The sequence below is a fragment of the Pseudomonas fluorescens genome, assembly GCF_040448305.1.
In the GTDB taxonomy this organism is placed as follows: Bacteria; Pseudomonadota; Gammaproteobacteria; order Pseudomonadales; family Pseudomonadaceae; genus Aquipseudomonas; species Aquipseudomonas fluorescens_BH.
This window is the reverse complement of the sequence record NZ_CP148752.1, coordinates 3,801,105-3,824,026: the sequence shown is the minus strand read 5'-3', so window position 1 is coordinate 3,824,026 and position 22,922 is coordinate 3,801,105. Positions and strand designations below refer to the sequence as shown.

Below are 22,922 nucleotides of genomic sequence, written 5' to 3'. Positions count from 1 at the left end.
TAGCGAGGGTGATGAGCAATGACAGCTCCGTTGAAAACCCTGACTGTGAAACTGTCTGATGCCGTCATCAAACAGCATGCCATCAACCCGACCATAACCGAGCTGAAAGATCCGCGGCACCCGCTGCGGTTTCGTTATCGTCACGACCGCAGCAAAGGCAGTTGGCACCTTGTGCGTTTCGACAAGGGCGCCAAATGGAAAAAGGCTGCCAATTGGCCCGACGTGCCTGCGCGGGTGATGCTCGACAGCTTGCCGGTAGTGCAGGCCCGGTTGTTGGCCGATCCGACGGCAGCAGCCACAGTGGATGGCTGGGAGCGGGTCGGGCAGGTGCTGGAGTGGTATGCCGCGCGCTTGAACACCGATAACAGTTTGTCCAAAAGCCGCCGGGGATCGTCGTTGTCGGCGATTCGCTGCCAGTTGTTGCCCGCTCTGGGTGATTTGCCCTTGTGTAAACTCAATGCCGATACCTTGGACCGACACTTGGTCTGGCACATGCAGGCCGAGTACAGCCTGTCCTACGTCAAGTCGGTGTTGGACGTACTGAAGGTGGTGTTCGGCGCCGCCTTGACGCTGAAAAAGATCACCGTGAATCCACTACTCGGGGTGTCGTTCAGTCACTTCACCAAGGCCAAAATCAAGCCCAAGGGCGCGCGCTTGCGACACGTTGCCGTGGTGGACCTGCTGGCCGAATGGGGCGAAGCGTTCAACGCGGAACCGGTGGCCGTGACGCTGCTGGTGTTGATGCTGACCCATGCTACGCGGATCACAGAAACCCGTCTGGCAATGTGGAAAAACATCCACCTGGACGCGGGGGAGTGGTTCATCCCGGCCGATGACACGAAATCCAAGCGCGACCACCTGTTGCCGTTGACCACGCAGGCCGTGGCTTTTCTGGAGCGCTACCGAGCGCAGCAGCGGGCCGAAGGTTACGACGGGGCGTACCTGTTTCCGGCGACTTCACGTGCGGGGCGCCCGATGTCACGCAGCCAGGCCTTTGCCATTTTTGCCCAGTTGGGGGCGGGCGAGTGGACCAGTCACGACCTGCGCAAACTGGCGCCTTCCATCTGGGCCAACCTCGGTGTCGATTCGCTGGTGGGCAAGCTGCTACTCAACCACGCCCTGACCGAATTGGAGCGCACTTACTTTCAGGCAATGGGCGAGATGGTAAAGCGCAACGCTCTGGAACGATGGCACGGCTGGCTCGACGCACAGGGTTTTGATGCATTGCAGGACAAGACAGGAGCAAGACGCGCGAGCAAGCCGGTTGCCCTGGACCCCTCGGGCTGGTTGGCTTGAAGCCGAAAACAGAAATTAATCTTACAAGAGGATTTAAACATGCAGAAAGGGCAGGGGCTTGGCATTAAGAGGGAGCGGATCGAGCTGGAGCCTTGCTCGACCTGCAAGGGCAAAGCGGTAGTAGAAGGGGTGTGTTATGAGCGGATTTGTACTGCTTGCAATGGCTCAGGTTGGGTTGTTCTGGGTAGTAGGTTGGTGCTTTCTTCCGACGAATTAGTTACCCAACTGAGCTTCAAATTGCAGCAGGCGCAGCGCGAAATTGAAGTGCTCCAGCAGGGCTCGTCGATATCTGGCCCGGCCGCGTACTACCAACAGAACAATCGTCGCGGTGCCGGCGGAACGAATTACACAGGGGATTGAGAACATGATGATTCGAAAGCCGGCAGGCCGACCTTTGGGTGATACCGAATACCTGCTGGAGCAGTGGGGATGGTGGCGGATGGATGGGGCCGGTGTCCCAACCTATATCTCACCGACTTTTGCGCTAATGCGTCAGGCAATGCCGCAAGTGTCGGCGAGCAAGAGCTATTGCATCACAGATGAATGGGCCGGAGCTATTGATAGCGCGATTGCACGGCTCTCACATCGTGACCGACAAATGGGCGATATTATTTGGCTTTACTACGGTGCTAAATGGCCCATGCTTCGGGTTGGCAAGCACTACGGCATAAGTGAAGGGAAGACGCGGGAATTAGTGAGAGCCGGAATCGCGTGGATCGATTGTGCTGTCGATGAAATGCGGAAAGCTGCTTAAGCTATTAGCCGATTGCTGCCTGTCGCGACAGGCAGAGAACGACCCAATATAGATAGTCCGTCCGACCAAAGTAAGGTTGCAACATGAGGCCTAACCCTTCGTTCAATCGGACCGGAATCAACCGAACTGAATCTTGCATCCATTGATACGGGTGCGGCGGTCACTGGTGAGGGGATAACCCATGAGTAACCCCAACCCGAAGCGCCAAGGGCCTGCGATTATGCAGGCCCAGTCAGGTTGGGTACACCGCGATGGGTAACCGTTGTGGTAACCCAACAGCGGCATTCTGCTTGGAGCCAGTATCTACGCAGCCTGTAGGCATTCAGTGCGCGACCTATCAAGCGGCACTCGCCTCATTGGTAGGATTCAAATAGCAGGCCATCTCCCGTTCGACAACGTCGATCTCATTTAGCCCCCAGTTTGTCAGGGGGGCGGAAGGTTTGCCGGTCGACGCAAAACTCGCCGCCAGCAGACGGGTCATCAGCGTCTTTGCCAAGTCCAGTTGCTTCTGAAGCTCCTGAGCCGCGCGATCAGCCTTGTCCAGGCGCTGTTGCAGGGCATCGCGCCCGGCAGTGATCTGTCCGATACTGGCCATCGTTTCATGTGGGGCGACCATCACTGCCGCTTTTTCTTCCAAAGATTTATTACTCATCAATGTGCTCGTTCGCTCAGATTCAAGGTCAGGCGCGCGTAGGCCTTGCCTCACTGATATCGGCACGAGAGTTTATTCCTATAGTTCTCTATCGCACTGCTGCGCAAGGCGCCGACCAACGGCAGCGTAACCCATCAGCGAACCCAGCCTAGTTGTGGGTAATTGCACGGACTTGCCCACCCATTTGCATCGGATTTGACCATCACTCTGCATGGCCATGACCGGCAGAGAACGACCATAGCAGACGGTCAAGGGGCCGATAAGAGCCCGACCAACAATCGCAGAAGCCGTTGAAAATGGCGCTGACGCACTCAGCGTTTGTCTTTTCAACCTCAGACGCAATCGATAGATCAACAGCTTGGTCTGCACCTCACCTTTTGCACCAAAGGCTAAACCTCCTTCTCGCGGTGAATTGAACCCTAGGCATTCGAGCCTTGTCAGGCATCTTCCTTTGGATTACGATCGTAATGTAGAATTACGGTCGTAATTCAAAGCTGTCTCCGTCGCTTGAAAACCGGGACGGTTCCGATTGATTCAGTCACGTGAGGGTTCGTCATGCAGGAAATATCCGAAATTCAGAAAAGTGATGATGCTGAGGGCTTCGCTGCACTCGGCGTCGCAGCGGCAGCTCAGGCCATTCGCAAAGGTGAAATTTCATCTGAAAAGTATGCAAGCGCTCTACTTCAGAGAGCCCAAGACCATTCCGACTTACAGTCCTTTATTACGATAGATAAGGAAGCTGTGCTCGAGTCCGCAAGGGCCGCGGATAAGGAGCGTGCACGAGGTACGTCGGCTCCTCTGCTCGGCGTTCCAATTGCGATCAAAGACAGCTATCTCACCCAAGGCCTGCGAACGACTCTAGGTGTATCTACGCTCGAAAAGTTTGTGCCAGAGCAAGACGCCGACATTGTCAAAACAATGAAAGACGCCGGCGGCATTGTTTTTGGCAAGAACAACCTCGTCGAAATGTCCTTCGGCTTGACCGGTAACAACGGCCCTTACGGTCAAGTGAAGAACCCTCATAGCAAGACCCATGTGTCGGGTGGCTCTTCCAGCGGAGCAGGCGCATCCGTTTCTGCGCGTCTCGTGCCAGCGGCCCTCGGCGGCGATACGATTGGTTCCATTCGAGTACCCGCATCTCTTTGCGGTGTAGTCGGCTTCAAGCCGACTACAGGGCGTTGGCCCCGTGATGGCGTCGCGCCTATCTCCCATACCCTCGACACTACAGGCGTATTTGCCCGTAATGTAGAAGACTGCATTCTGATCGACGAGGTAATAGTCAAGAACGAGGCTCCGAGTAATTTTGATCAGACTAATCTGGTTGGGGCGAGGTTCGCATATGCGCCTCGACAATATTTTGAGCTCATAGCTCCGGATGTTGAGGCGCAATTCAAAGAAACTGTTCGTCGGCTGCGCGATGCCGGCGCTGAAGTTGTTGAAGTCGATCTAGGGAATGACTTTTCCTCACTTGCACTGACAGCGACCTGGAATATTTTCTTCCGCGAGACCCAAGAGGCGGTCACAGGCTTCCTGCGTCAAAACAACATCCCGGCCACCTTCGAGGAAATTTACTCGGGACTGAAACCTGGTCTGAAAGAAGTATGGGGGCAACTTGTTCTTAAGAATGGGCCAGGATTTCTCCCTGCGGAGACTTATAACGCCGCCTTGGTTGAGCGCTTGGAAATCAAGCGCCGTTTCGACCAAGCATTTCTGAGCAGTGGGGCTGAGGGCCTGATCTTTCCAACAACCCCGTGCACAGCACCATTGATCGAACATCAAGAACAGTTATTCATCTCTGGTCAGGAAGTCAGTTATCTAGTGCTGGCTAACCACACCATTCCCGCGAGCGCTGCAGGTATCCCAGGCATCAGCCTTCCAATCGGCGTGTCCAAAGACGGCCTGCCTATTGGTCTTGAAATTGATGGCCCATATGGTCGAGATCGATCCCTGCTCCATGTTGCACGTCGAGTCGAAGCGGCCGTTGGCGTGCTGACCTCGCCGATCTGATTTTTGAGCGATCGCATTCCAGTGATCAGGTGTAACGGGCCTAAGTAGCTGTATCACTCTATAGGATCAGTAAAAATGGAAAATCAAACTTCCTTCATGAAAACGATTGCCGTCGAGCATGTCACGATTCAATCGAGCAACTCATTCGCCGTCGTCAAGGCCAAACTTGAACGGTTAATCCCTCGGATCGACGACGGCATTTTCACGCTGCTACGGTATGGAGAAACCATCCGCGCATTGAAAGAGCTTGAAGCTCTACCAGCGTTGTCCATCTTTGGAGTTAGAGATCACGGCGCGTTGCTGGGAATCGCCGGGCTCCAGCGTCACGCGATTCAATACGACATTGGAAATCCACTCACGGCATCCAAAATGTCGCGGCATCATATCTCCGCCTCGTTGTACGCCCCCATTCGCGTGCTTTTACGCGAAGACGCAAATGGAGTGGCCGCCTTCGAGTACGACCGCCCGCTCTCCGTTTTTGGCCAATTTGGCAATAACAAGGTCGACGCGGTTGCGCGTAAACTTGATGAGGACTTGCAAGCGGCACTGGTAGCCGCAGTATCGTAAACAGAAGGAACGCGGAAATGGGTGTGCTACCCGGTTCCAGGTATCCGATGATAGGTAAATTAAAATGCGCTTTGATAAAGGCCATAAAGAAAACACGCGGAAACGCATCATTGACATTGCGTCTAGACGCTTTCGCAAAGATGGGATTTCTGCATCTGGTTTGGCCGGCATCATGGCTGAATCGGGGTTGACGAAAGGTGCCTTTTATCCGCATTTTGATTCTAAGGATGCCTTGGTCCGGGAAGCACTCTCTAACGCATTGGCTGAGCAGCTCGGAAATTTGGTTGATGCCGCTGCCGGGTCGATTGGTATTGAAGATGCCATTCGGCGATACCTGAACACATCACACCTGAAGGGATACGAGGAAGGATGTCCTTCTGCAGCTTTATTGCCTGAAATAGGTCGCCAGCCAGATCTGACAAAGGAAGCCTATGAAGAGGGCCTGGTCGCGTATGTTCGAAGCCTCGCAGCGTTATTCCCAAATCCGAAGTCTGAACACAATCAAAAACGGGCGACAGCGGTTTTCAGCCTTATGGCCGGCACGCTTCAAATTGCCAGGGCAGTAGCTGATCCACTGCTAGCTGAAGAAATTTTAGAGGGTGGGGTGCAAGCAGCACTGATATTAGTCGAAGCTTGATAAGCACGCGCGACCATTTCACCTGTTGCCCAGTCCTGTTTGGTTGAAATGTGCTGTCACGATTGGCAGGCGACATGCACGGGCTTGTATAGCGGTTTTCGACCTAAGCCTCGAAACCTTAGCGCTGACTGCCAGGGTATGATTTCGTATTCGTTCTAACATGAAAGAGCCAATGTCCGCTCTTGGCCGATTGTGTTGAAAAAGTCGGTCTGCCCAAACTGCCTGACCATTGGCTGGTTAAAACGCCTTTTTGGGACGCTGCTACGTAAAATCCGAGTCCGCAAGCCTCTGCCAAAAGTAAAGATTTCAATCTCGGACGCGTACTTTTCCGATGCGCAAACCATGGCCGACTTTTTCGACAGTATCGGCCGTTCTCTGCCGATCATGGTTACAAAGCGTGCTGGTCAAATCCGATGCAATCGGTGGTCAGAACGAATGCAAATGACTGGTCAGGTCGAATGCAAACGCGTGGTCAAGTTGGGGGTAATTTCGCATACGCTGCGGAAAGACCTTTTCCGCACGGAATAGACCTGCTTTTATAGCAGCGTGTGTTGCTGTGAACGCAGCGAGACGCCTTTCAAGAGCCCGACCGTTGAGTCGGGTTTTTTGTGCCCTTTTATAAGCCCTGCCATTGAGCGGGGCTTTTTCGTTTTCGGCCCTATGCCTGGCTCTTTGCTCCGAGCGGATGACAGTGACATGGAGGCCGGATCTACTCGAGGACTACAGATGAACACAGAGCATCAGGCTCTCGCCGACGTGCCTCTTTGGCTGTTGGTATTGTTAAGCATGGCCGGATTATCTGGGGAGATGTTGAGAGCCTCAGGTACTGACCTTGGTCTTCGGCAGATCCTCCAGCGTGTAGCACTACGTTTTCTTGCGTCTGGCCTGTTGGGTATGGCCACGCTGCTGCTCGCGATGGCGCTGTGGAGCAACTTTTATCTTGCCGCCGGTCTGGGCATCGTAATCGCGGTCATTGGTGCTGATGTAACCGGCGGTTTGTACACCCAGTTTCTGGCCAGGAAAGCTGGTATCAACTCCCGTAATTCATAGCGAGGTAAAGCAGTGATGGCCCGCTATGACTCGCTCAACGGGCCGCCAGATAGTTACGGCTCGGCTATCGCGGAAAACTAAATGGTCAAAATCAAAATCACACCCGACTTGCTGCCCGTGTCCGAGGCGTTGCTGGAGCTGGAGAAAAAGCACATTCCGCATGTGCTTGCCCTGACCGCGACCCGCTTGGCCCAGCGGGTCAAGAAGGGCGAACTGACCGTCATGGCGCAGCGTCTGGATCGGCCAACTCGGACTACGATGAACAGCTTGTTTGTCAGAATGGCCACCAAAAGTAAGCCGGCCGAAGTCTTTTTCAAGGACTCTTGGACCTCTGGCATTCCCGCTGATACCTACCTTCAGCAGACCGTCAGGGGCGGGCCACGACCGCATAAGCGCTTTGAAAAAGCCCTGATCGCGCGCGGCTTTATGAAATCCAGCCAGTTCGCAATCCCTAATCCCAACGTGCTCGACAAGCATGGCAACGTTTCCCGAGGAACGATGACTCGGATCTTGTCGGGCTTGGGGGCTGCCGAAACCTCGCGTGGCTATCAGGCCAACGCCTCCAACAGCAAGCGCAGTCAGCGCAAGGGCAATGCTAGGAGTTATTTCTCGGGCGTTGTCGGGGGAACGGCTGGTGTGTGGGAGCGCAAAGATACGGCGTTCGGCGATGCCGTCAGGCCGATGTTTGTCTTCAGCCGGAGCGCGCCGATGTACCGCGCCATCTTCCCGTTCTTCAAGATCGCCAACAACATCTGCAAGGCCCACTACGGCGCCGAGTTCCGCGGTGCATTTGTCGATGCTATGGCCACCGCCAAGCCCTGACAGACAGCAGGAAAAAGCTGTTTCTGTACCGTTATTACTTGACCTGCTGAGTTTGGCGTGAATTCAACGGGTCCTCCCGAGGAGGGAGGCCTAGGGGGTAATTCGGGCCCCGCTGCTTCGCTATGTATGACCCATTTTTGAATCGAGGTTGTTGTTTAGTCCATGGCCAATCCGACCATCTCCCGCGAGCCTCATTGGCTGAACAAATCGCGCATGGCTACCAGCCTCGGTATCACGACTCAGGCCTTTGATAAATGGGGTGTTCAGCCCGTTGCGAAGATCGGCCGCGACGTGTTCTACGACGTCCGGTCTGTGCTGGATAACCGACTCAAGCATCAGGTGACAAAAGACCAACCTGTCGACGACAACGGTGATCCGCTCGATCCGCTCATTGAATACAAACAGGCGCAGCAAAAACTGCGACTGACAACTGAGCAGGCAGACGCTCAGGAAATGCGAAACAAGGTTAAGGCCAAGAGGCTGGTACCGGTTGATTTTTGCTTGTTCGCATTGTCTCGTCTGAGCGCAAAGCTCGGGTCAACCCTCGACACCGTGCACTTGAAGGTCAAGCGCAAGTGTCCCGACATCGAGGTGCGTCACCTTGAGGCGATACAGCGCGAAGTCGCCGTGACGCGTAACGATGCGGTCGGCTTGGCTGATCTATTGCCGGAGTTGCTTGATGAGTTTGTCGAAACCTTGGATGAGGGCGCTGGTTGAGGGAGTCCGCAAGGGACTCGCCGGCCTCTATAAAGAGCCGCCGCGCACAGCGGTTGAATGGGCCGATGATCATTTCTATCTGTCGTCCGAGTCGTCCTATCAGGAAGGTGATTGGACGACAGCGCCTTTTCAGGTCGCGATTCTCAACGCAATGGGCAACGACCTGATCCGTGAAGTCAACGTGCTGAAATCGGCGCGGGTTGGCTACACCAAAATGCTGGTGGCCAACATGGGCTACAAGGTCCAGCACAAGAAACGCAACGTCATTGTCTGGTGCCCAACCGATGGCGACGCTGACGGCATGATGAAGCGGCACATCGAAACGATGATTCGTGACAGCCCTGTGGTGCGCGCCTTGGCACCTTGGTATGGGGTGAAGCATCGCGATAACACGCTGGATGAAAAGCGCTTTGATAACGCCAAAATGCTGTGGTGCCTGGGTGGCACGGCGGCGAAAAACTACCGGGAGAAAAGCCCGGATGAAGTGATTTATGACGAGCTGTCGAAGTTCAACGCGGACATCGAGGGCGAGGGGGCGCCGACCATTCTTGGCGACAAGCGCCTGGAAGGTGCCACGTTCAAAAAGTCCATACGCGGATCGACCCCGACGACAGTGGTTGTCGCTGACGACAATGAGGAAACCTCGGGGGAGGGCTGCCAGATCACGCGGGCGGCCAATGACTCCCCGCACTTTTTGCGTTTCAACATCAAGTGCCCGTGCTGCGGTACCGAGCAGTATCTGAAGTGGGGTGACCCGGCTACGCCGTTCGGTATCAAGTGGGCCGTGGACGAGCTGGGGCAGGTGGTGAAGGCCTGGTACCTGTGCGAGTCCGGCCATGGCTGTACCTTCGAATACCACGAAATGGTCGCGGCATCCGTTAACGGCCGGTACATCTGTGAGCGGACCGGGATCTGGACGCGCGACGGCATGGCCTGGTTCAGCGCTGCAGACGAATCAATACAGCCGCCGCGTTCGGTGACTTTCCATATATGGACGGTGTACTCGGAGTTTGTGACCTGGGCTGAAGTCGTCACGGAATGGCTCAAGATCAAGAAGGATCGGGGCAAGCTCAAAACCTTCGTCAACACCACTCTGGGCGAAGCATGGGAAGAGGACCAAGGCGAGCAGTTGGAATGGCAGCAGCTGCACGCGCGCCGGGAAATTTATCCGCAAGTGCCGGCTAAAGCGGTTGCCCTGTTCGGCGGTATTGATACCCAGGATGACCGCTATGAAGGTCGGGTCTGGGCGTTTGGCGCGGGAGAGGAAGCGTGGCTGGTCCATAAGTTCGTGCTTCAAGGTGACCCGGGCAGCATCGAGCTACGGGCCAAGGTCGGTTTCGAGATCCACAAGACCTTCACCCGGGTGGATGGCACGGTGATGGGCGTGGAGCGTTGGTGTTGGGACCAGGGTGGTCACTACTGCGATGAAGTACGTGAGGAATGCATCAAGCATGGCACCCAGTGGGTGATCCCTGTATTTGGTGCCTCGACCTATGGCAAGCCGATTGCGACTTGGCCGCGTAAGAAAACCAAGGTCAAAGGGGGACGTGCCTACCTGGTCGAAGTGGGTACCGACAATGCCAAAGAGTTGATTTATGGCCGCCTCAAGATGCAGCCGGATGGCTCGGGCGCGCCTGTGCCTGGCTGTATTCATTTGCCTGCCAACGAAATGATTTGCGGCGAAGACGAGTTACGGCAACTGACTGCCGAGCGCCGCAAGTGGGTGATCGTCAAACACCAGCGCGTGCAGCGCTGGGACGCAGGCGGGCGACGAAACGAAGCGCTCGACTGCCTGGTGTACGCCTTGGCGGCGTTACGCATAACGCAGCAGCGCTTTGGCATGAATCTCAACCTGCTCGCACAGCAGTTGCCGTCAGGCACCTGGACTGTGCCGATGAGTCACGAGCAGAAAAGCAAACCGGCCACCGTTGCCGCTCTGACACCGGCCACGGTGTCGGTACCTGAGGTAGAGCCTGAACATTCACCCGACCAGCCCGCCGAGTCGGGCGGCTGGCTTAATACAGGACAAGGCGCATGGCTATAACCGCTCAAGACATGGTGGACCGCTATCTGGAGGCCGAACTGGCCATCCTGCAGGGCAAGGAAATCCTCTTTAACGGTCGCAAGCTGATCATGGATGACCTGGAAGAAATCCGCGCCGGCCGACTGGAATGGGAGCGCCGGGTGCGAGCACAACAGGCAGCGGCGGCGGGGCAGCCGCCGTACGCCCTGGCGACATTCCGATGAACCTGCTGGATCGCGTGCTGGCCCCGGTGTTTCCGGGGCTGGTGGCTGAACGTCTGCATGCCCGTCACAAGATCATGGCCTTTGAAGCCGCGCAGATGACTCGCACGCACCAGGCCAAGAAACAATCCGCCAGCGCGGACCGCTCGCTGCAGCGTTCGGCGCGTTCCCTGCGCGAGCAATGCCGCAAGCTGGACGAAGACCACGACATAGTTACTGGTTTGTTCGATCGCCTGGAAGAGCGCGTGGTGGGCGGCATGGGCATCGCGGTCGAGCCGTTTCCCTTGAGCTACGCAGGGGAAGTGCACTTGGAGTTTGCGGCGCAGATCAAGGCCCGCTGGGCCGAATGGTCGTTGCACCCGGAAACGTCCGGCGAGCTGTCCCGCCCGCAGATGGAGCGACAGGTGTGCCGTACCTGGCTGCGCGATGGCGAAGCCTTGGCGCAGAAGCTCAAGGGGCGAGTGCCCAGCTATGAGCATTTGAACGTGGTGCCCTTCGCCCTGGAGTTGTTGGAGCCGGATTATCTGCCGTGGGAATACAACGATGAAGCCAAGGGCATTGTGCAGGGGATCGAGCGCAATCAGTGGCGCCGGGTTCGTGCCTATCACCTGGTCAAGCATCACCCCGGGCACGCGGCCGGTTACCAGCTGACCCTGGCCACCAAGCGTGTGCCAGCCGAGCAGATGATTCACATCGCGCACCGAAAACGCATCGGTCAGAACCGCGGGCAGCCGCTGCTACATGCCGTGCTAGTCCGCCTGGCGGACATCAAGGATTACGAGGAAAGCGAACGAGTCGCCGCCCGCATCAGCGCGGCGCTGGCCATGTACATCAAGAAAGGGACGCCGGACGACTACACCGCACCGTCTGCCGTGAATGGTCAGAGCGTCAGCGCCCGCAGCATTCCCATCGGTCCGGGCATGGTGTTCGACGGCCTGCTGCCCGGCGAAGACGTCGGCATGATCGAAAGTAATCGGCCCAACCCCTTTCTGGAAGGCTTTCGCAACGGTCAGCTCAAGGCCGTGGCCGCCGGCACCCGGGGCACCTACTCCAGTGTGGCGCGCAGTTACGACGGCACCTATTCCGCACAGCGTCAGGAGCTCGTCGAGGGGCAGGCGGGTTATGACCTGCTGCAGCACGAATTTATCGACTACTGGAGTCGCCCGGTCTATCGCGAATGGCTGCACATGGCGATCGCCAGTGGGGTGATCCAAGTGCCGGTCGACGTCGATCCGGACACGGTGTTTGGCGCGATTTACCAAGGGCCGGTAATGCCTTGGATCAACCCGATCCATGAGGCCAATGCCTGGAAGATCCTGGTCGAGGCCGGCTTTGCCGACGAGTCGGAAGTGGCGCGGGCGCGGCAGCGCAATCCGCAGGAACTCAAGCGTTCCCGAGCTTCGGAAATCAAAACCAACCGGGAGCAGGGACTGGTCTTCAGCTCGGACTTCTATCACGAGATTTATGGAAAAACGCAAACCGATGAACAGCCAAAAAAACCTGTCGTTGATGAGGCCGAGAGCCTCGATAACCCCGACGAATAAACCCGGCGAAAGCTGGTACTCACTGAGCGCCGCGCTGCAACGCGGGGTGGTCGAGGTGATGCTGTATGACGAAATTGGCGCGTGGGGCATTACGGCCAAACAGTTCGCCCGCGATCTGGCCGCCATGGGCGATGTGTCTCAGATCAACCTGCACATCCACTCGCCGGGTGGTGACGTGTTTGAAGGGACCACCATGTACAACCTGCTGCGCGGCCATTCGGCCCGGGTCGTGGTGTACATCGACGGTCTCGCCGCTTCGATGGCCAGCGTGGTCGCCATGGCCGGCGATGAAATCAACATGCCGGCCAACGCAATGATGATGATTCACAAGCCGTGGGGTGGTCAGGTCGGTGATGCCGATGCCATGCGCGAGTACGCCGATTTACTCGACAAAGTCGAGAGCACGCTGATTCAGGCGTACATGCGCAAGTCAGGCAAATCGATCGAGGACATCCAGGTGCTGCTCAAGGCTGAAACCTGGATGGATGGCAACGAAGCGGTGGCCGCCGGTTTCGCTGACAAGGTGCTTGATCCGTTCAAGGCGGCTGCTCAACTCACTTCAAAACGAATGCAGGAGTTCACCAATATGCCTACCTCGGCGAAAAATCTGTTCGATCCACGTGCTTCCGCTCCAACCCCAGCTCCGAGTCCAACGTCGGCCCCAACTCCGGCACCGGCGGTCGATCCGGCGCCGGTCGCGCTGACCCTGGATCAAATGCGCGCCCAGGTCATGGCAGCGGACGGTGCTCGCCGTACGGCGATCAATGCCGCGTTCTGTGGTTCGCTGGTCACCAGCCACACCGAGCTGCTCAACACCTGCCTCAATGACCTGAGCTGTACGGCTGAGATGGCGCGGGAAAAACTGCTGGTTGCGCTGGGCTCGACCACCACCCCCACGGGTGGACCTCACCACCATGGCCACATCGGCAACGGCAACCTGGTTGGCGATTCGGTGCGCGCCTCGCTGGCCGGTCGTTTGGGTCAGGCGGAAAACCAGAAAGACAACGCCTATAACCACATGAGCCTGCGCGAGCTGGCCCGCGCCTCGCTGCATGATCGCGGCATTCTAGTGGCCACCCTTGATCCGATGGCCATGGTCGGTCTGGCGTTCACCCATGACTCCAGCGACTTCGGCAACATCTTGGTGGACAGCGCCGCCAAGTCGGTCCTGCTCGGTTGGGACGAGGCGCCGGAAACCTATCACCTGTGGACGAAAAAGGGCCGTTTGAGTGACTTCAAGGTGGCGTCCCGGGTTGGCATGGGTGCGTTCCCGAGTCTGCGTGAAGTTCGCCCAGGAGCTGAATACAAGTACATCACCACCAATGACCGTGGCGAAAAAATCCGCCTGGCCACCTACGGTGAGATGTTCAGCATCACCCGTCAGGCGATCATCAACGATGACCTCGACCAACTGAGCACCGTGCCTTACAACATGGGCCTGGCCGCACGCGGCACCATCGGCGATCTGGTCTATGACACGCTGATCCATTCGCCGGTGATGAGCGACGGCAAAGAGCTGTTCGATGCCTCGCGCAATAACCTGTTTTCCGGTACCGGCGCCAATATGTCGATTGAAGCGCTGAGCAAGGCCAAGACCGCCATGGCCTTGCAGAAAACCGAGGTCGAGGGCGGCAAGGCCCGCACCCTGAACATTCGCCCTGCGTTTGTCCTGGTGCCGGTGGCGCTGGAAGACAAGACCAATCAACTGATCCGCTCGGCGTCGGTGCCTGGGGTCGATACCAATGCCGGCATCGACAACCCGATTCGCAATTTCGCCACGGTGATCGCCGAGCCGCGCCTGGACGATGATTCGCCAGTCACCTGGTATGAAGCCGCCCGCCAAGGTGCCGACACCATCGAAGTCGCTTACCTGGACGGCGTTGAACAGCCTTACATGGAGCAGCAACAGGGTTTCACCATTGATGGCGTGACGAGCAAGGTGCGGATCGATGCCGGGGTCGCGGCGCTGGATTATCGCGGTCTGAACAAGTCGGTTGGTGTGGTACCACCCGCGAAAGCCAGCCGTTAACGGTTGAAGAGTCCCCTAAACACCCCGCCGCGAGCGGGGTTTGTTGTTTCTGTACAGGAGAAAATCGCATGTCCAAGAATTATTCGGGTCCCGGCAGCACGCTGACTTTTGTGGCTCCAGACGGTGGCGCGACGGCGGGGGTGCCGTTGGTGCTGGTGGATACGGTAGTCATTCCCATGGCCAATGGTGCAGCAGGCGCTGTGCTGGTCGGTCATCTCGACGGCGTTTGGCGCCTGCCCGCCGATGTAGCGCTGCTGCAGGGGCAAAAGGTGGCCCTGCAAGCCGGTGTGCTGGTAGATCCGCTCACGGCTACCGGTGACACGGTGCCATTTGGCAAGCTGATGAGTGCTCCGGTCGGCGGGATTGCCGAAGCGTTGTTGATTCAATGACCACGCTGGGCCGCTTTCGTGACATCACGGCCCGGATGGATGCAGTGTTGGTCGATCGCCTCGGCGATCGCGCCATCAAGCCGGACGGCCTGGCACTGTTCGGTGCGTTCTTCTCGCCCTTTGTCGGTGCGGATGTCGGCGGCAAATCGAAGAGCGTACGCCTGGGCAATGCCATCGTGACGGATAACGTTCTGGCACCCACCTTCACGGCTCGCGTGGTGGAGGCGGTGGGCATCGAGAAAGACACCTTTCTCACCATTGATCTACCGGTGGAGCAGGGCGGCGGTCGCTACAAGGTCAGCAAGCGCGAGCCGGACGGTGCCGGTATGGTCACTTTCATACTGAGTTTGAACAATGGATGAGCTGACGACCTTACACAATGCGATCGAGGCGACGTTCCGCGCCGGGTTGCCGTCGGTGGTGAGCGTCGAGGCGTTCCCCGAACTGAACGCTGAAGTCGGTCTGCCGGCGGTGTTGTTCGCCCTGACGGAAATCGGCGAAGCCGCCGACAATGGCAGCGGCAAAACCTCCCTGAGCGGCCGCTTCCAGGTGTGCATCATGGTCGATTCGACCATCAGCAAAGCGGCCTTGCAGGCCGCCATTCTGGCCGCCGAGATCAGCAAAATTTTGCGCGGGCAGTATTGGGGGCTGGACTTTGTCGAAGAGGTGCAGGAGGTGCGTGCATTTCCGGACGACTCGATGCCGGAGCTGGCGCAATTTGTGGTGTGGATCGTGGAGTGGAAGCAGGTGTTCCAGATTGGCGAAACCGAATGGTTATGGCCAGTCGAACCGCCCGGTTCCCTGTACCTGAACGTCGATGGCTGCACCGGTACCGGCAATGAAGATCACTACTTTCAGCCGGAGGATCTGGCATGGGATACGCAAGCGCCGAACACGACCGGATGATCGCCGCCATGCTGCTGCCTTGCGTGGTGGTCGGCGTCGATCTGAGCGCCGGGCGGGTGCGGGTCAAGGCCGGTACCTGGGTCAGTGCCTGGGTGCGCTGGCACAGCCTGGCCGCCGGCAAAGCCCGTCATTGGCGTGCACCGAGCCCGAATGAGCAGGGCGCGCTGTTCAGCCCGAGCGGTGATCCGGCCATGGGCACCTTTATCCCGGGGCTGTATGGCAACGCCGGGGCACCCCCGGATAACCGCGATCACGTCGAGGCCTGGTACTTCGACGATGGCGGCTCGCTGGTTTATGACTGGCAAGCTGGCAGCTACAGCATCGATTTGCCCAACGGCAGTAGCGCGACGATCACGGTCGGTGGCTCGCAGCTTGACGTGACGCCGGAGCAAGTCCGGGTGACGGCCAGCCAAATCACCCTGGCGGGTGACGTGAGCATCGACGGCACGCTGAGTGTATCCGGCGACATCACCGGCGCCGGCACGATCATGGACGCCGGTGGCAACAGCAGCAACCACTCGCATTGAGTGAAACATTCACCTTCATCCCGCCGCGTGCGGGTTTTTTTATACCTGGAGTAAATCCATGACAAGCAAAACCAAGGAAGTATCAGCCGCCAGTGAGGCGCCCGCGCCGGCCACGCTGAGCCTCTTTCGCGACACGCTGTATACCTCGCGGGTGCTGATTCTGCTGGAGGCCGAGCGCACCTTGAAAGTGGAAAAAGGGCAGGTCGCGGTGGCCTCGGATGACACGGTCGCGATCGAGTATTTGCATGGCCGCAAGGATTTTGTCGCGGTCGAGGGCTGATCCCATGATCGGGATGATCGGACTGGACCGCCGCACCGGCCAACTCATTTCCGGCCTCGATCACCTTCGCCAGTCCATCGAGGACATCTTGTCCACGCCCTTGGGCAGCCGACGCATGCGCCCGGAGTACGGCAGCAAGCTGCGGCGCTTTGTCGACCTGCCGGTAAATGACGGCTGGAAGAGTGCCGTGCAGGCCGAGGTGGCCAGCACGGTGGGGCGTTGGGAGCCGCGCCTGAAGCTGGGCCGGGTGCGCGCCGTGGCCATCCTCGACGGGCGTATCACCTTTGAGCTGACCGGGCAGTACCTGGGTAGCGACGTGACTTTGGAGGTGTCCGCATGACCATGGAACTGGCGGCCCTGCCGCCGCCGCAAGTGCTGGAGGACCTCGACTTTGAAGCGGTCTACCAGGAGAAACTCGAAGCCTTCCGCCTGAGCATGGGCGACAACTGGAGCGCGGAGCTGGAAAGCGACCCGGTGCTCAAGCTGATCGAGCAGGCGGCGTATGGCGCCTTGCAGAACCGGGCGCGGGTCAACGACGCGGGCAAGGCCTTGCTGTTGGCCCATGCCGAGCGGGCCGACCTCGATCACCTGGCCGCCAACGTCAACCTGCAACGCCTGGTGATTCAGGCGGGAGATCCGAGCACGGTGCCGCCGACGCCGCAGGTGCTCGAAGAAGACGATGCCCTGCGCGAGCGGGTGCAGCTGTCGTATGAGGGGCTGACCACGGCGGGGCCGCGTAACAGCTACATCCTGCATGCGCGCAATGCCTCGGGCCTGGTGGCCGATGCCACGGCGGAAAGTCCGTCACCGGCCGTGGTGGTGGTCACCGTGCTCAGCCTGGAAGGCAGCGGCGCGGCCTCGTCGGAACTGCTGGAAGAGGTCCGGCTGCACCTCAATGACGAAGACGTGCGGCCGGTGGCCGACCGCCTCACGGTGCAGAGCGCCGTGGTCATCGACTACCGCATTGAAGCGGTGCTGTACCCGCAGGCACCGGGTCCGGAGAACGAGGCCTACCTGGCTGAAAGTCAGAAACGCCTGAGCGAGTGGATCAACCCGCGCCGTCGCCTGGGTCTGGAAGTGGCGCGCTCGGGCGTCGATGCGCAGTTGCACGTTCCCGGCATCGCCCGGGTTGAGCTGCTGGGCTGGAGCGACCTCAAACCGAGCAAGGCCGAGGCGGCGTATTGCACGGGCTATAGCGTGACGCTGGGGGCCTGACATGAGCAGCCAGTTACCGCTTAACAGCACGCCGCTGGAACTGGCCGTGGAGGCGGCCAACTACGAAAACACGCTGATTACCCTGCGCAGCTTGTACAACGCCGACACCTGTCCCGAGCACTTGTTGCCGTACCTCGCCTGGGCCTGGTCGGTGGACCGCTGGAACAACAACTGGACCCAAGAGGCCAAGCGCACGGCGATCCGTTCGGCGTACGACGTGCACGCACGCAAAGGCACCATCGGTGCATTGCGTCGGGTGGTCGAGCCCTTGGGCTACCTGATCGACGTCGTGGAATGGTTCGACACCGTGCCGGAAGGCGTGCCCGGTACGTTCGCCCTGGAGGTGGGGCTGAATGACGCCGGCATCACCGAGGAACTGTACGAGGAACTGGCGTGGTTGATCGACGACGCCCGCCCGGTCAGTCGGCACATGACCAACCTGGCGCTCAGTTTGCAGACCGAGGGCGTGCTGGGCATTGCCGTGTGCGTGCAAGAGGGCGAAGAGATCGACGTTTACCCCCCGGCTCCGAAAGACATCGACGTGACCGGCACCTTTGGCCCGGCGCTCTGCGTCGATGAAACCGATACTTTGGACGTTTATCCCTATGATTGATAAGACCAGTCAGTTTTTTGCCATTCTCACGGCGGTGGGCGAAGCCAAACACGCCAATGCCATCGCCATGGGTCTGGACTGGATGTTTACCGAAATGGGCCTGGGCGATGCCAACGGTACCGACCCGATTCCAGACCGCCTGCAAACCCAGTTGATCAATGAATGGCGCCGGGCGCCGATCAACCAGATCCGCGTCGATGCGGCCAATCCCAACACGGTGATCACCGAACAGATCATCCCGCCAGAAGTCGGCGGTGAGTGGATTCGCGAGATCGGCCTCTATGACGTCGACGGCGACCTGGTGGCGGTGGCCAACTGTGCGCCGAGCTATAAACCGTTGTTGGCGCAAGGCACCGGCAAGACGCAAGTGGTGCGGATGAACTTCGTCGTCAGCAGTTCGGCGAATATCGTGCTGAAGATTGACCCGGCCGTCGTGCTGGCCACGCGTGAATACGTCGACCTGGCTATCAGTGAGGCGCTGGCCAAGCTGGATCACAAACAGTCAGCGCGGGTGGCGGCCACGGTCCCCATCACCCTGAGCAATGTGCAGACCATCGATGACGTGGCCGTGGCCGCCGGTGACCGCGTGCTGGTGACCGCCCAGGCAGAGGCCCAGGACAACGGTGCCTATGTCGTCAGCGCCGACAGCTGGACGCGGGCCGCCGATGCCGACAACAGCCTGGAAGTGACACCGGGGTTGTTTATCCACGTCGAGCAGGGTACGACCAACGGCGACAGCCTCTGGCAGTTGATCACCGACGCGCCGATCACCCTCGGCACCACCGGTTTGCAGTTTGAAATGATCGCGGGCGGCAGTGGGGGCGGAGTGGGCACGTTTCGCAGTGTCACCGTCGATGCCCTTGGGCGTGTGATCGCCGGCACCAACCCGACCACCCTGGACGGCTACGGCATCACCGATGCCCTGGCCGTCAGCGAAAACCTGGGCGATGTTGCAGATGTGGTCGAGGCTCGGAATAACCTCGGGCTGGGCACCGCCGCGACCGCTGCTGTGCAGGTCCATCTGCACGATGAAACGCCTGATGCGCTGATGAAGGTCGGAGCGTTCGGCTGGGGCGGGGCCGCCTATGCGGTCAGTGATGTTGACATCGGTGGCCTGAACGCGGTGACGGCCCTCTATTTCGTCAGCAATGGCGCGGGAGGGCCAGGTGGCGCGCCCTTTGAGGGTTGGGTCCGCGTCTCGGCGATTATACCAGGTCAATACGCCTTTCAAGAGATTTATGGGAATGCCGACCACACCCTACACCGCCGGGCCTTGACTGCCGGTGTTTGGGGCCAATGGGAAAGCACCTGGGACTCAAGCGATCTGGTTAAACAAACCTCTCCCCAAGATGACACACCAGGCCGTGTATTGCTCGCGGGGGCGTATGGCTGGGGCCAGGGTGGCATCTTTATTGCGGATGGAACCGACATTGATACCCTGACGGATGCGGGGGTCTATCGGATAACCACAGGGCCGAATGTACCAGTCGGCGCCCCGAATTCAACGTTGTTGGTGATGGAAGGGGTTGATGTAATAACCCAGCTGGGCATCAACAATCAGACGGGCACTATCAATACACGTGCCCTTATTTCCGGCGGCGCGGGCTGGGGGGCATGGTCTACCAGTTGGGATACTTCTAACTTCAATCCGGCCTACTACCAGGCGGCACTGGGTTTCACTCCCGTGCAGCAAGGCGGTGGTGCGGGTCAGGAGTCGAACAAGGTCTACATTGGTTATCGACCCGCCTCGAGCGACGTGGGTTTACAGGTTGATGCATCCGACTTCGGGAAGATCTGGACCGAAAGCAATTTTGATCCTGCTTCCATATTTGCCGTCCCTGTCGGCGTGCCGTTTCCATGGCCAACCGCTACGCCGCCAGAAAATTGCGTCGTGATGACGGGGCAGCCGTTCAATGTCGAGTGGTACCCAGCATTGCTGGCCGTGTATCCCAACGGCATCCTGCCAGATCTGCGCGGTGAGTCGATTCGTGGCCTGGATGGCGGGCGCGGTGTTGACCCCGATTCGGGACGCCCCGTGTTGAGCGCTCAGCTCGACACGCTGCAAAACATGACGGGCGAGTTCGTCCTGCAAGACGACGACTCGACGTTACTGGTGAACACCGCGACTGGTGCATTTTCGAGTGGCAATCACAGCACGGCCATTACACCGGCTGCACCGCAAGTCACTACAACGGGTTACCGCTCAGTCGTTTTCAATCCTTCAGCCGTCGTCCGTGTGAGTACGGAAACCCGTATGCGTAACGTGGCGTACAACTACATTTGCAGGATGTACTGATGCCGACTTTAGTGAATGGTTTTTTTGAAGAGAGCGGTTGGATCGAGGTTTACACGTTCAGTGAAACCACCACCGAATACCTCGGCCAACACGAAACCTATGTCAGCTGTGGCTGCGGTCTGCCAGCGGGCGCCACGTTGGAAGAACCGCCCGAAGCCGGGGACGGGGAGGTGGTGGTCTGGAGGGATGGCACGTGGCTGGTGGTGCCCGACTACCGAGGCGTGGCTTACCGCACCACCGATGGCGCCGAGGTGACGCATTCGATGCCGGGCGAACTGCCGGCCGAGCTGACGACCATGCCGCGACCGAGTGCGGCCTATGTCTGGAATAGTCTTGTTTGGGTATTGGATGCCGCGCGCGATCTGGCGATTCAAAGCCAGCGAGAACGGTCCTGGATCGAAAATGAATTGCATTGGGCGGGCAGAGAGGTCGACAAGCACCAGGATGCGGACCCGGGCGCGATTAGCACGGAACTCGCCTGGCGCACCTATCGCAACGAGCTGCGGGCCTGGCCTGGATCGTCGGACTTTCCGGCCAGTGATAAACGGCCGCTAAAGCCGGACGGATCGACCAACACCGCGTCCTGACGCCCCGCATTGCCGGGGCGTTTTCTTTTCCATGCTGCACGTCACCGCACATCCCCACGGCCTCGCTTATGCGGGGCTTTTTCGTTTCTGGAGCATCACTCTATGAGTTTCTTTCACGGCGTCACCGTGACCTTGGTGGACACCGGGGCACGCCATATCGCCACCCCGTCCGCGTCGATCATCGGCCTGTGCAACACCTTCACCGTGGCGCCGCCGGCGACCGCGGCGGCCAACGAACTGCTGCTGATCACCCGCGAAAGCGAAGCGGTGGCGGCCTGGGGCCCGGACGCCGCGATCACCCAGGACTGCAAGGCGATTTTCAAACGCTCCAAGGCGGTGATTGTCGCCGTCGGCGTGCCGCAGCTGGAAGACCCGGCCGAACAACTCTCGGCGATCATCGGCGGGGTGTGGGCCGACGGCAGCCGTACCGGCATGCAGGCGTTGCTCAACGGTAAAAGCAAGTTCAACGCCCAGCCGCGGTTGCTGGTGACGCCGGGGCACTCGTCGACGCTGGCGGTGGCCACCGAGCTGGTCGCGCTGGGCGACAAGATGCGGGCCATGGCCATCCTCGACGGGCCGAACACCACCGACGAAGCCGCGATCGCCTATGCCGAAAATTTCGGCAGCAAACACGCCTACATGGTCGACCCCGGCGTGCAGTTCTGGGACACCGGAACCAGTGCCACGATCAACGCACCGGCTTCAGCCTGGACCGCCGGCCTGTTCGCCTGGACCGATGCCACCTACGGCTTTTGGGCTTCGCCGTCGAACAAGGAATTTGTTGGCGTCACCGGCACCACGCGGCCGATCGAGTTTCTCGACGGCGATGCCTCGTGCCGGGCCAACTTGCTGAACAACGCCAATATCACCACGATCATTCGTGATGACGGTTATCGCCTGTGGGGCAACCGCACGCTGTCCAGCGACCCGAAATGGAAGTTCGTCACCCGTGTGCGCACGCTGGACATCGTCATGGACGCGATCCTCTACGCGCACAAGTGGGCCGTGGACCGCTCGATCACCGCGACCTACGTCAAGGACGTGACCGAAGGCCTGCAGGCGTTCATGCGTGACCTGAAAAATCAGGGCGCGATCATCAACTTCGAGGTGTATGCCGACGAAGAGTTGAATACCTCCAGCGAACTCAGCGACGGCAAGGTGTACTGGAACATTCGTTTCACCGACGTACCGCCGGCCGAAAACCCGAACTTCCGCGTGGAAGTGACCGATCAGTGGATCACTGAAGTGCTCGATACCGCCGCCTAAGGAGGCCGCTTAATGATTCCGGAAGTGCTCTACAACACCAACCTGTTCGTTGACGGTATCAGCCTGCAAGGCGATGTGCCGAGCCTGACCCTGCCCAAGTTGACCCTCAAGACTGATGAGTATCGTGCCGGCGGCATGGACGCGCCGGTGGAGATCGACATGGGTACCGAAAAGCTCGAGGCCAGCTTCATCACCAACGGCGTGCGCCGCGAGGTGCTGAAGTTCTTCGGCCAAGCCGACCTGACCGCGTTCAACGCCTCGTTTCGGGGTGCCTTCAAAGGCCAGAAAGGTTCGGTCAAGTCGGTGGTCGCCACCCTGCGTGGCGGCCTCAAGGAAGTGGATCCGGGGGACTGGAAACCGGGTGAAAAAGGCGAGTTCAAGTACGCCGTTGCGGTGACCTACTACAAGCTGGAAATCGACGGCAGTGTGATGTTTGAAATCGATCCCCTCAACTCGATCCGCGTCATTGACGGCGTCGACCAATTGGCCGCTGTGCGGTCTGCCCTGGGCATGTAAGGAGCAAC

Annotated in this window: 26 protein-coding genes; 25 read left to right on the top strand and 1 reads right to left on the bottom strand. The window is 58.9% G+C overall.

Annotated elements, in window-relative coordinates; translation table 11 throughout:
- Nucleotides 1-18: 18 nt before the first annotated feature.
- Genes WHX55_RS17335 through WHX55_RS17325 form a run of 3 tightly spaced genes read left to right on the top strand, consistent with a single transcriptional unit; the run spans nucleotide 19 to nucleotide 2,050 of the window.
- Nucleotides 19-1,296, top strand: coding sequence for a site-specific integrase (locus tag WHX55_RS17335; RefSeq protein WP_353740892.1), 1,278 nt, complete (start codon nucleotides 19-21; stop codon nucleotides 1,294-1,296).
- Between the two features lie 39 nt (nucleotides 1,297-1,335).
- Complete coding sequence (locus WHX55_RS17330) at nucleotides 1,336-1,656, top strand: hypothetical protein (RefSeq protein ID WP_150755799.1); 321 nt, start codon at nucleotides 1,336-1,338, stop codon at nucleotides 1,654-1,656.
- A gap of 4 nt (nucleotides 1,657-1,660) precedes the next feature.
- The gene (locus tag WHX55_RS17325; protein WP_178082417.1) at nucleotides 1,661-2,050 is read left to right on the top strand and encodes an antiterminator Q family protein; all 390 of its coding nucleotides are present in this window, start codon (nucleotides 1,661-1,663) and stop codon (nucleotides 2,048-2,050) included.
- Nucleotides 2,051-2,387: 337 nt separating this feature from the next.
- Here the strand turns inward: WHX55_RS17325 and WHX55_RS17320 are convergent, their stop codons facing one another.
- Complete coding sequence (locus WHX55_RS17320; RefSeq protein ID WP_150755798.1) at nucleotides 2,388-2,702, bottom strand: hypothetical protein; 315 nt, start codon at nucleotides 2,700-2,702, stop codon at nucleotides 2,388-2,390.
- 555 nt (nucleotides 2,703-3,257) lie between these two features.
- Here WHX55_RS17320 and WHX55_RS17315 point away from each other — a divergent pair.
- From WHX55_RS17315 to WHX55_RS17210, 22 genes are all read left to right on the top strand, one after another.
- A complete protein-coding gene (locus tag WHX55_RS17315) occupies nucleotides 3,258-4,709 on the top strand; it encodes an amidase family protein (RefSeq protein WP_353740891.1) in 1,452 nt (483 codons plus the stop codon).
- 75 nt (nucleotides 4,710-4,784) lie between these two features.
- Complete coding sequence (locus tag WHX55_RS17310; protein WP_150723658.1) at nucleotides 4,785-5,276, top strand: DUF302 domain-containing protein; 492 nt, start codon at nucleotides 4,785-4,787, stop codon at nucleotides 5,274-5,276.
- A gap of 64 nt (nucleotides 5,277-5,340) precedes the next feature.
- Nucleotides 5,341-5,913 carry a TetR/AcrR family transcriptional regulator gene (locus tag WHX55_RS17305; protein ID WP_150723659.1) on the top strand — a complete coding sequence of 191 codons (573 nt, stop codon included), beginning with the start codon at nucleotides 5,341-5,343 and terminating at the stop codon, nucleotides 5,911-5,913.
- Nucleotides 5,914-6,639: 726 nt separating this feature from the next.
- Nucleotides 6,640-6,963: a phage holin family protein gene (locus WHX55_RS17300; protein WP_150755794.1), complete on the top strand. Its 324-nt coding sequence runs from the start codon at nucleotides 6,640-6,642 to the stop codon at nucleotides 6,961-6,963.
- An 81-nt stretch (nucleotides 6,964-7,044) separates the two neighbouring features.
- Nucleotides 7,045-7,785, top strand: a complete 741-nt coding sequence (locus tag WHX55_RS17295; RefSeq protein WP_353740890.1) for a hypothetical protein — start codon at nucleotides 7,045-7,047, stop codon at nucleotides 7,783-7,785.
- 162 nt (nucleotides 7,786-7,947) lie between these two features.
- Nucleotides 7,948-8,502: a terminase small subunit gene (locus WHX55_RS17290; RefSeq protein WP_353740889.1), complete on the top strand. Its 555-nt coding sequence runs from the start codon at nucleotides 7,948-7,950 to the stop codon at nucleotides 8,500-8,502.
- On the top strand, nucleotides 8,465-10,546 hold the full coding sequence (locus tag WHX55_RS17285) for a terminase gpA endonuclease subunit (RefSeq protein ID WP_353740888.1): 2,082 nt from the start codon (nucleotides 8,465-8,467) through the stop codon (nucleotides 10,544-10,546). Before WHX55_RS17290 ends, WHX55_RS17285 begins: the two co-directional genes overlap by 38 nt.
- A complete protein-coding gene (locus WHX55_RS17280) occupies nucleotides 10,537-10,749 on the top strand; it encodes a hypothetical protein (RefSeq protein ID WP_057714284.1) in 213 nt (70 codons plus the stop codon). Before WHX55_RS17285 ends, WHX55_RS17280 begins: the two co-directional genes overlap by 10 nt.
- Complete coding sequence (locus tag WHX55_RS17275; RefSeq protein ID WP_353740887.1) at nucleotides 10,746-12,290, top strand: phage portal protein; 1,545 nt, start codon at nucleotides 10,746-10,748, stop codon at nucleotides 12,288-12,290. Before WHX55_RS17280 ends, WHX55_RS17275 begins: the two co-directional genes overlap by 4 nt.
- Nucleotides 12,229-14,319, top strand: coding sequence for a ClpP-like prohead protease/major capsid protein fusion protein (locus WHX55_RS17270; RefSeq protein WP_353740886.1), 2,091 nt, complete (start codon nucleotides 12,229-12,231; stop codon nucleotides 14,317-14,319). Before WHX55_RS17275 ends, WHX55_RS17270 begins: the two co-directional genes overlap by 62 nt.
- A 68-nt stretch (nucleotides 14,320-14,387) precedes the next feature.
- A complete protein-coding gene (locus WHX55_RS17265; RefSeq protein ID WP_353740885.1) occupies nucleotides 14,388-14,708 on the top strand; it encodes a capsid cement protein in 321 nt (106 codons plus the stop codon).
- A complete protein-coding gene (locus WHX55_RS17260) occupies nucleotides 14,705-15,070 on the top strand; it encodes a hypothetical protein (protein ID WP_353740884.1) in 366 nt (121 codons plus the stop codon). The genes WHX55_RS17265 and WHX55_RS17260 overlap by 4 nt, the downstream gene beginning before the upstream one ends.
- Nucleotides 15,063-15,614, top strand: a complete 552-nt coding sequence (locus WHX55_RS17255; RefSeq protein WP_353740883.1) for a hypothetical protein — start codon at nucleotides 15,063-15,065, stop codon at nucleotides 15,612-15,614. The genes WHX55_RS17260 and WHX55_RS17255 overlap by 8 nt, the downstream gene beginning before the upstream one ends.
- Entirely contained in the window at nucleotides 15,581-16,141 is a 561-nt protein-coding gene (locus WHX55_RS17250) for a phage baseplate assembly protein V (protein ID WP_353740882.1), read from the top strand. The genes WHX55_RS17255 and WHX55_RS17250 overlap by 34 nt, the downstream gene beginning before the upstream one ends.
- A gap of 58 nt (nucleotides 16,142-16,199) precedes the next feature.
- Nucleotides 16,200-16,421, top strand: coding sequence for a hypothetical protein (locus tag WHX55_RS17245; protein WP_353740881.1), 222 nt, complete (start codon nucleotides 16,200-16,202; stop codon nucleotides 16,419-16,421).
- A 13-nt stretch (nucleotides 16,422-16,434) separates the two neighbouring features.
- A complete protein-coding gene (locus WHX55_RS17240; RefSeq protein ID WP_353740880.1) occupies nucleotides 16,435-16,761 on the top strand; it encodes a GPW/gp25 family protein in 327 nt (108 codons plus the stop codon).
- A complete protein-coding gene (locus WHX55_RS17235; RefSeq protein ID WP_353740879.1) occupies nucleotides 16,758-17,636 on the top strand; it encodes a baseplate J/gp47 family protein in 879 nt (292 codons plus the stop codon). Before WHX55_RS17240 ends, WHX55_RS17235 begins: the two co-directional genes overlap by 4 nt.
- 1 nt (nucleotide 17,637) lies before the next feature.
- A complete protein-coding gene (locus WHX55_RS17230) occupies nucleotides 17,638-18,249 on the top strand; it encodes a phage tail protein I (RefSeq protein ID WP_353740878.1) in 612 nt (203 codons plus the stop codon).
- A complete protein-coding gene (locus WHX55_RS17225) occupies nucleotides 18,242-20,545 on the top strand; it encodes a phage tail protein (RefSeq protein ID WP_353740877.1) in 2,304 nt (767 codons plus the stop codon). The genes WHX55_RS17230 and WHX55_RS17225 overlap by 8 nt, the downstream gene beginning before the upstream one ends.
- Entirely contained in the window at nucleotides 20,545-21,132 is a 588-nt protein-coding gene (locus WHX55_RS17220) for a hypothetical protein (RefSeq protein ID WP_353740876.1), read from the top strand. The genes WHX55_RS17225 and WHX55_RS17220 overlap by 1 nt, the downstream gene beginning before the upstream one ends.
- A gap of 102 nt (nucleotides 21,133-21,234) precedes the next feature.
- Complete coding sequence (locus WHX55_RS17215; protein WP_353740875.1) at nucleotides 21,235-22,398, top strand: phage tail sheath family protein; 1,164 nt, start codon at nucleotides 21,235-21,237, stop codon at nucleotides 22,396-22,398.
- A gap of 12 nt (nucleotides 22,399-22,410) precedes the next feature.
- Nucleotides 22,411-22,914 carry a phage major tail tube protein gene (locus tag WHX55_RS17210; RefSeq protein ID WP_353740874.1) on the top strand — a complete coding sequence of 168 codons (504 nt, stop codon included), beginning with the start codon at nucleotides 22,411-22,413 and terminating at the stop codon, nucleotides 22,912-22,914.
- Nucleotides 22,915-22,922 lie beyond the last annotated feature (8 nt).

Bases quoted from the DNA above. Each gene is read 5' to 3' on its own strand.
- WHX55_RS17305 (WP_150723659.1), top strand. From the start codon at position 5,341: ATGCGCTTTGATAAAGGCCATAAAGAAAACACGCGGAAACGCATCATT.
- WHX55_RS17225 (WP_353740877.1), top strand. From the start codon at position 18,242: ATGATTGATAAGACCAGTCAGTTTTTTGCCATTCTCACGGCGGTGGGC.
- WHX55_RS17220 (WP_353740876.1), top strand. From the start codon at position 20,545: ATGCCGACTTTAGTGAATGGTTTTTTTGAAGAGAGCGGTTGGATCGAG.
- WHX55_RS17325 (WP_178082417.1), top strand. From the start codon at position 1,661: ATGATGATTCGAAAGCCGGCAGGCCGACCTTTGGGTGATACCGAATAC.
- WHX55_RS17335 (WP_353740892.1), top strand. From the start codon at position 19: ATGACAGCTCCGTTGAAAACCCTGACTGTGAAACTGTCTGATGCCGTC.
- WHX55_RS17330 (WP_150755799.1), top strand. From the start codon at position 1,336: ATGCAGAAAGGGCAGGGGCTTGGCATTAAGAGGGAGCGGATCGAGCTG.
- WHX55_RS17310 (WP_150723658.1), top strand. From the start codon at position 4,785: ATGGAAAATCAAACTTCCTTCATGAAAACGATTGCCGTCGAGCATGTC.
- WHX55_RS17300 (WP_150755794.1), top strand. From the start codon at position 6,640: ATGAACACAGAGCATCAGGCTCTCGCCGACGTGCCTCTTTGGCTGTTG.
- WHX55_RS17280 (WP_057714284.1), top strand. From the start codon at position 10,537: ATGGCTATAACCGCTCAAGACATGGTGGACCGCTATCTGGAGGCCGAA.
- WHX55_RS17255 (WP_353740883.1), top strand. From the start codon at position 15,063: ATGGATGAGCTGACGACCTTACACAATGCGATCGAGGCGACGTTCCGC.
- WHX55_RS17265 (WP_353740885.1), top strand. From the start codon at position 14,388: ATGTCCAAGAATTATTCGGGTCCCGGCAGCACGCTGACTTTTGTGGCT.
- WHX55_RS17285 (WP_353740888.1), top strand. From the start codon at position 8,465: ATGAGTTTGTCGAAACCTTGGATGAGGGCGCTGGTTGAGGGAGTCCGC.
- WHX55_RS17210 (WP_353740874.1), top strand. From the start codon at position 22,411: ATGATTCCGGAAGTGCTCTACAACACCAACCTGTTCGTTGACGGTATC.
- WHX55_RS17235 (WP_353740879.1), top strand. From the start codon at position 16,758: ATGACCATGGAACTGGCGGCCCTGCCGCCGCCGCAAGTGCTGGAGGAC.
- WHX55_RS17230 (WP_353740878.1), top strand. From the start codon at position 17,638: ATGAGCAGCCAGTTACCGCTTAACAGCACGCCGCTGGAACTGGCCGTG.
- WHX55_RS17245 (WP_353740881.1), top strand. From the start codon at position 16,200: ATGACAAGCAAAACCAAGGAAGTATCAGCCGCCAGTGAGGCGCCCGCG.
- WHX55_RS17295 (WP_353740890.1), top strand. From the start codon at position 7,045: ATGGTCAAAATCAAAATCACACCCGACTTGCTGCCCGTGTCCGAGGCG.
- WHX55_RS17290 (WP_353740889.1), top strand. From the start codon at position 7,948: ATGGCCAATCCGACCATCTCCCGCGAGCCTCATTGGCTGAACAAATCG.
- WHX55_RS17320 (WP_150755798.1), bottom strand. From the start codon at position 2,702: ATGAGTAATAAATCTTTGGAAGAAAAAGCGGCAGTGATGGTCGCCCCA.
- WHX55_RS17275 (WP_353740887.1), top strand. From the start codon at position 10,746: ATGAACCTGCTGGATCGCGTGCTGGCCCCGGTGTTTCCGGGGCTGGTG.
- WHX55_RS17250 (WP_353740882.1), top strand. From the start codon at position 15,581: ATGGGATACGCAAGCGCCGAACACGACCGGATGATCGCCGCCATGCTG.
- WHX55_RS17215 (WP_353740875.1), top strand. From the start codon at position 21,235: ATGAGTTTCTTTCACGGCGTCACCGTGACCTTGGTGGACACCGGGGCA.
- WHX55_RS17260 (WP_353740884.1), top strand. From the start codon at position 14,705: ATGACCACGCTGGGCCGCTTTCGTGACATCACGGCCCGGATGGATGCA.
- WHX55_RS17270 (WP_353740886.1), top strand. From the start codon at position 12,229: ATGAACAGCCAAAAAAACCTGTCGTTGATGAGGCCGAGAGCCTCGATA.
- WHX55_RS17240 (WP_353740880.1), top strand. From the start codon at position 16,435: ATGATCGGACTGGACCGCCGCACCGGCCAACTCATTTCCGGCCTCGAT.
- WHX55_RS17315 (WP_353740891.1), top strand. From the start codon at position 3,258: ATGCAGGAAATATCCGAAATTCAGAAAAGTGATGATGCTGAGGGCTTC.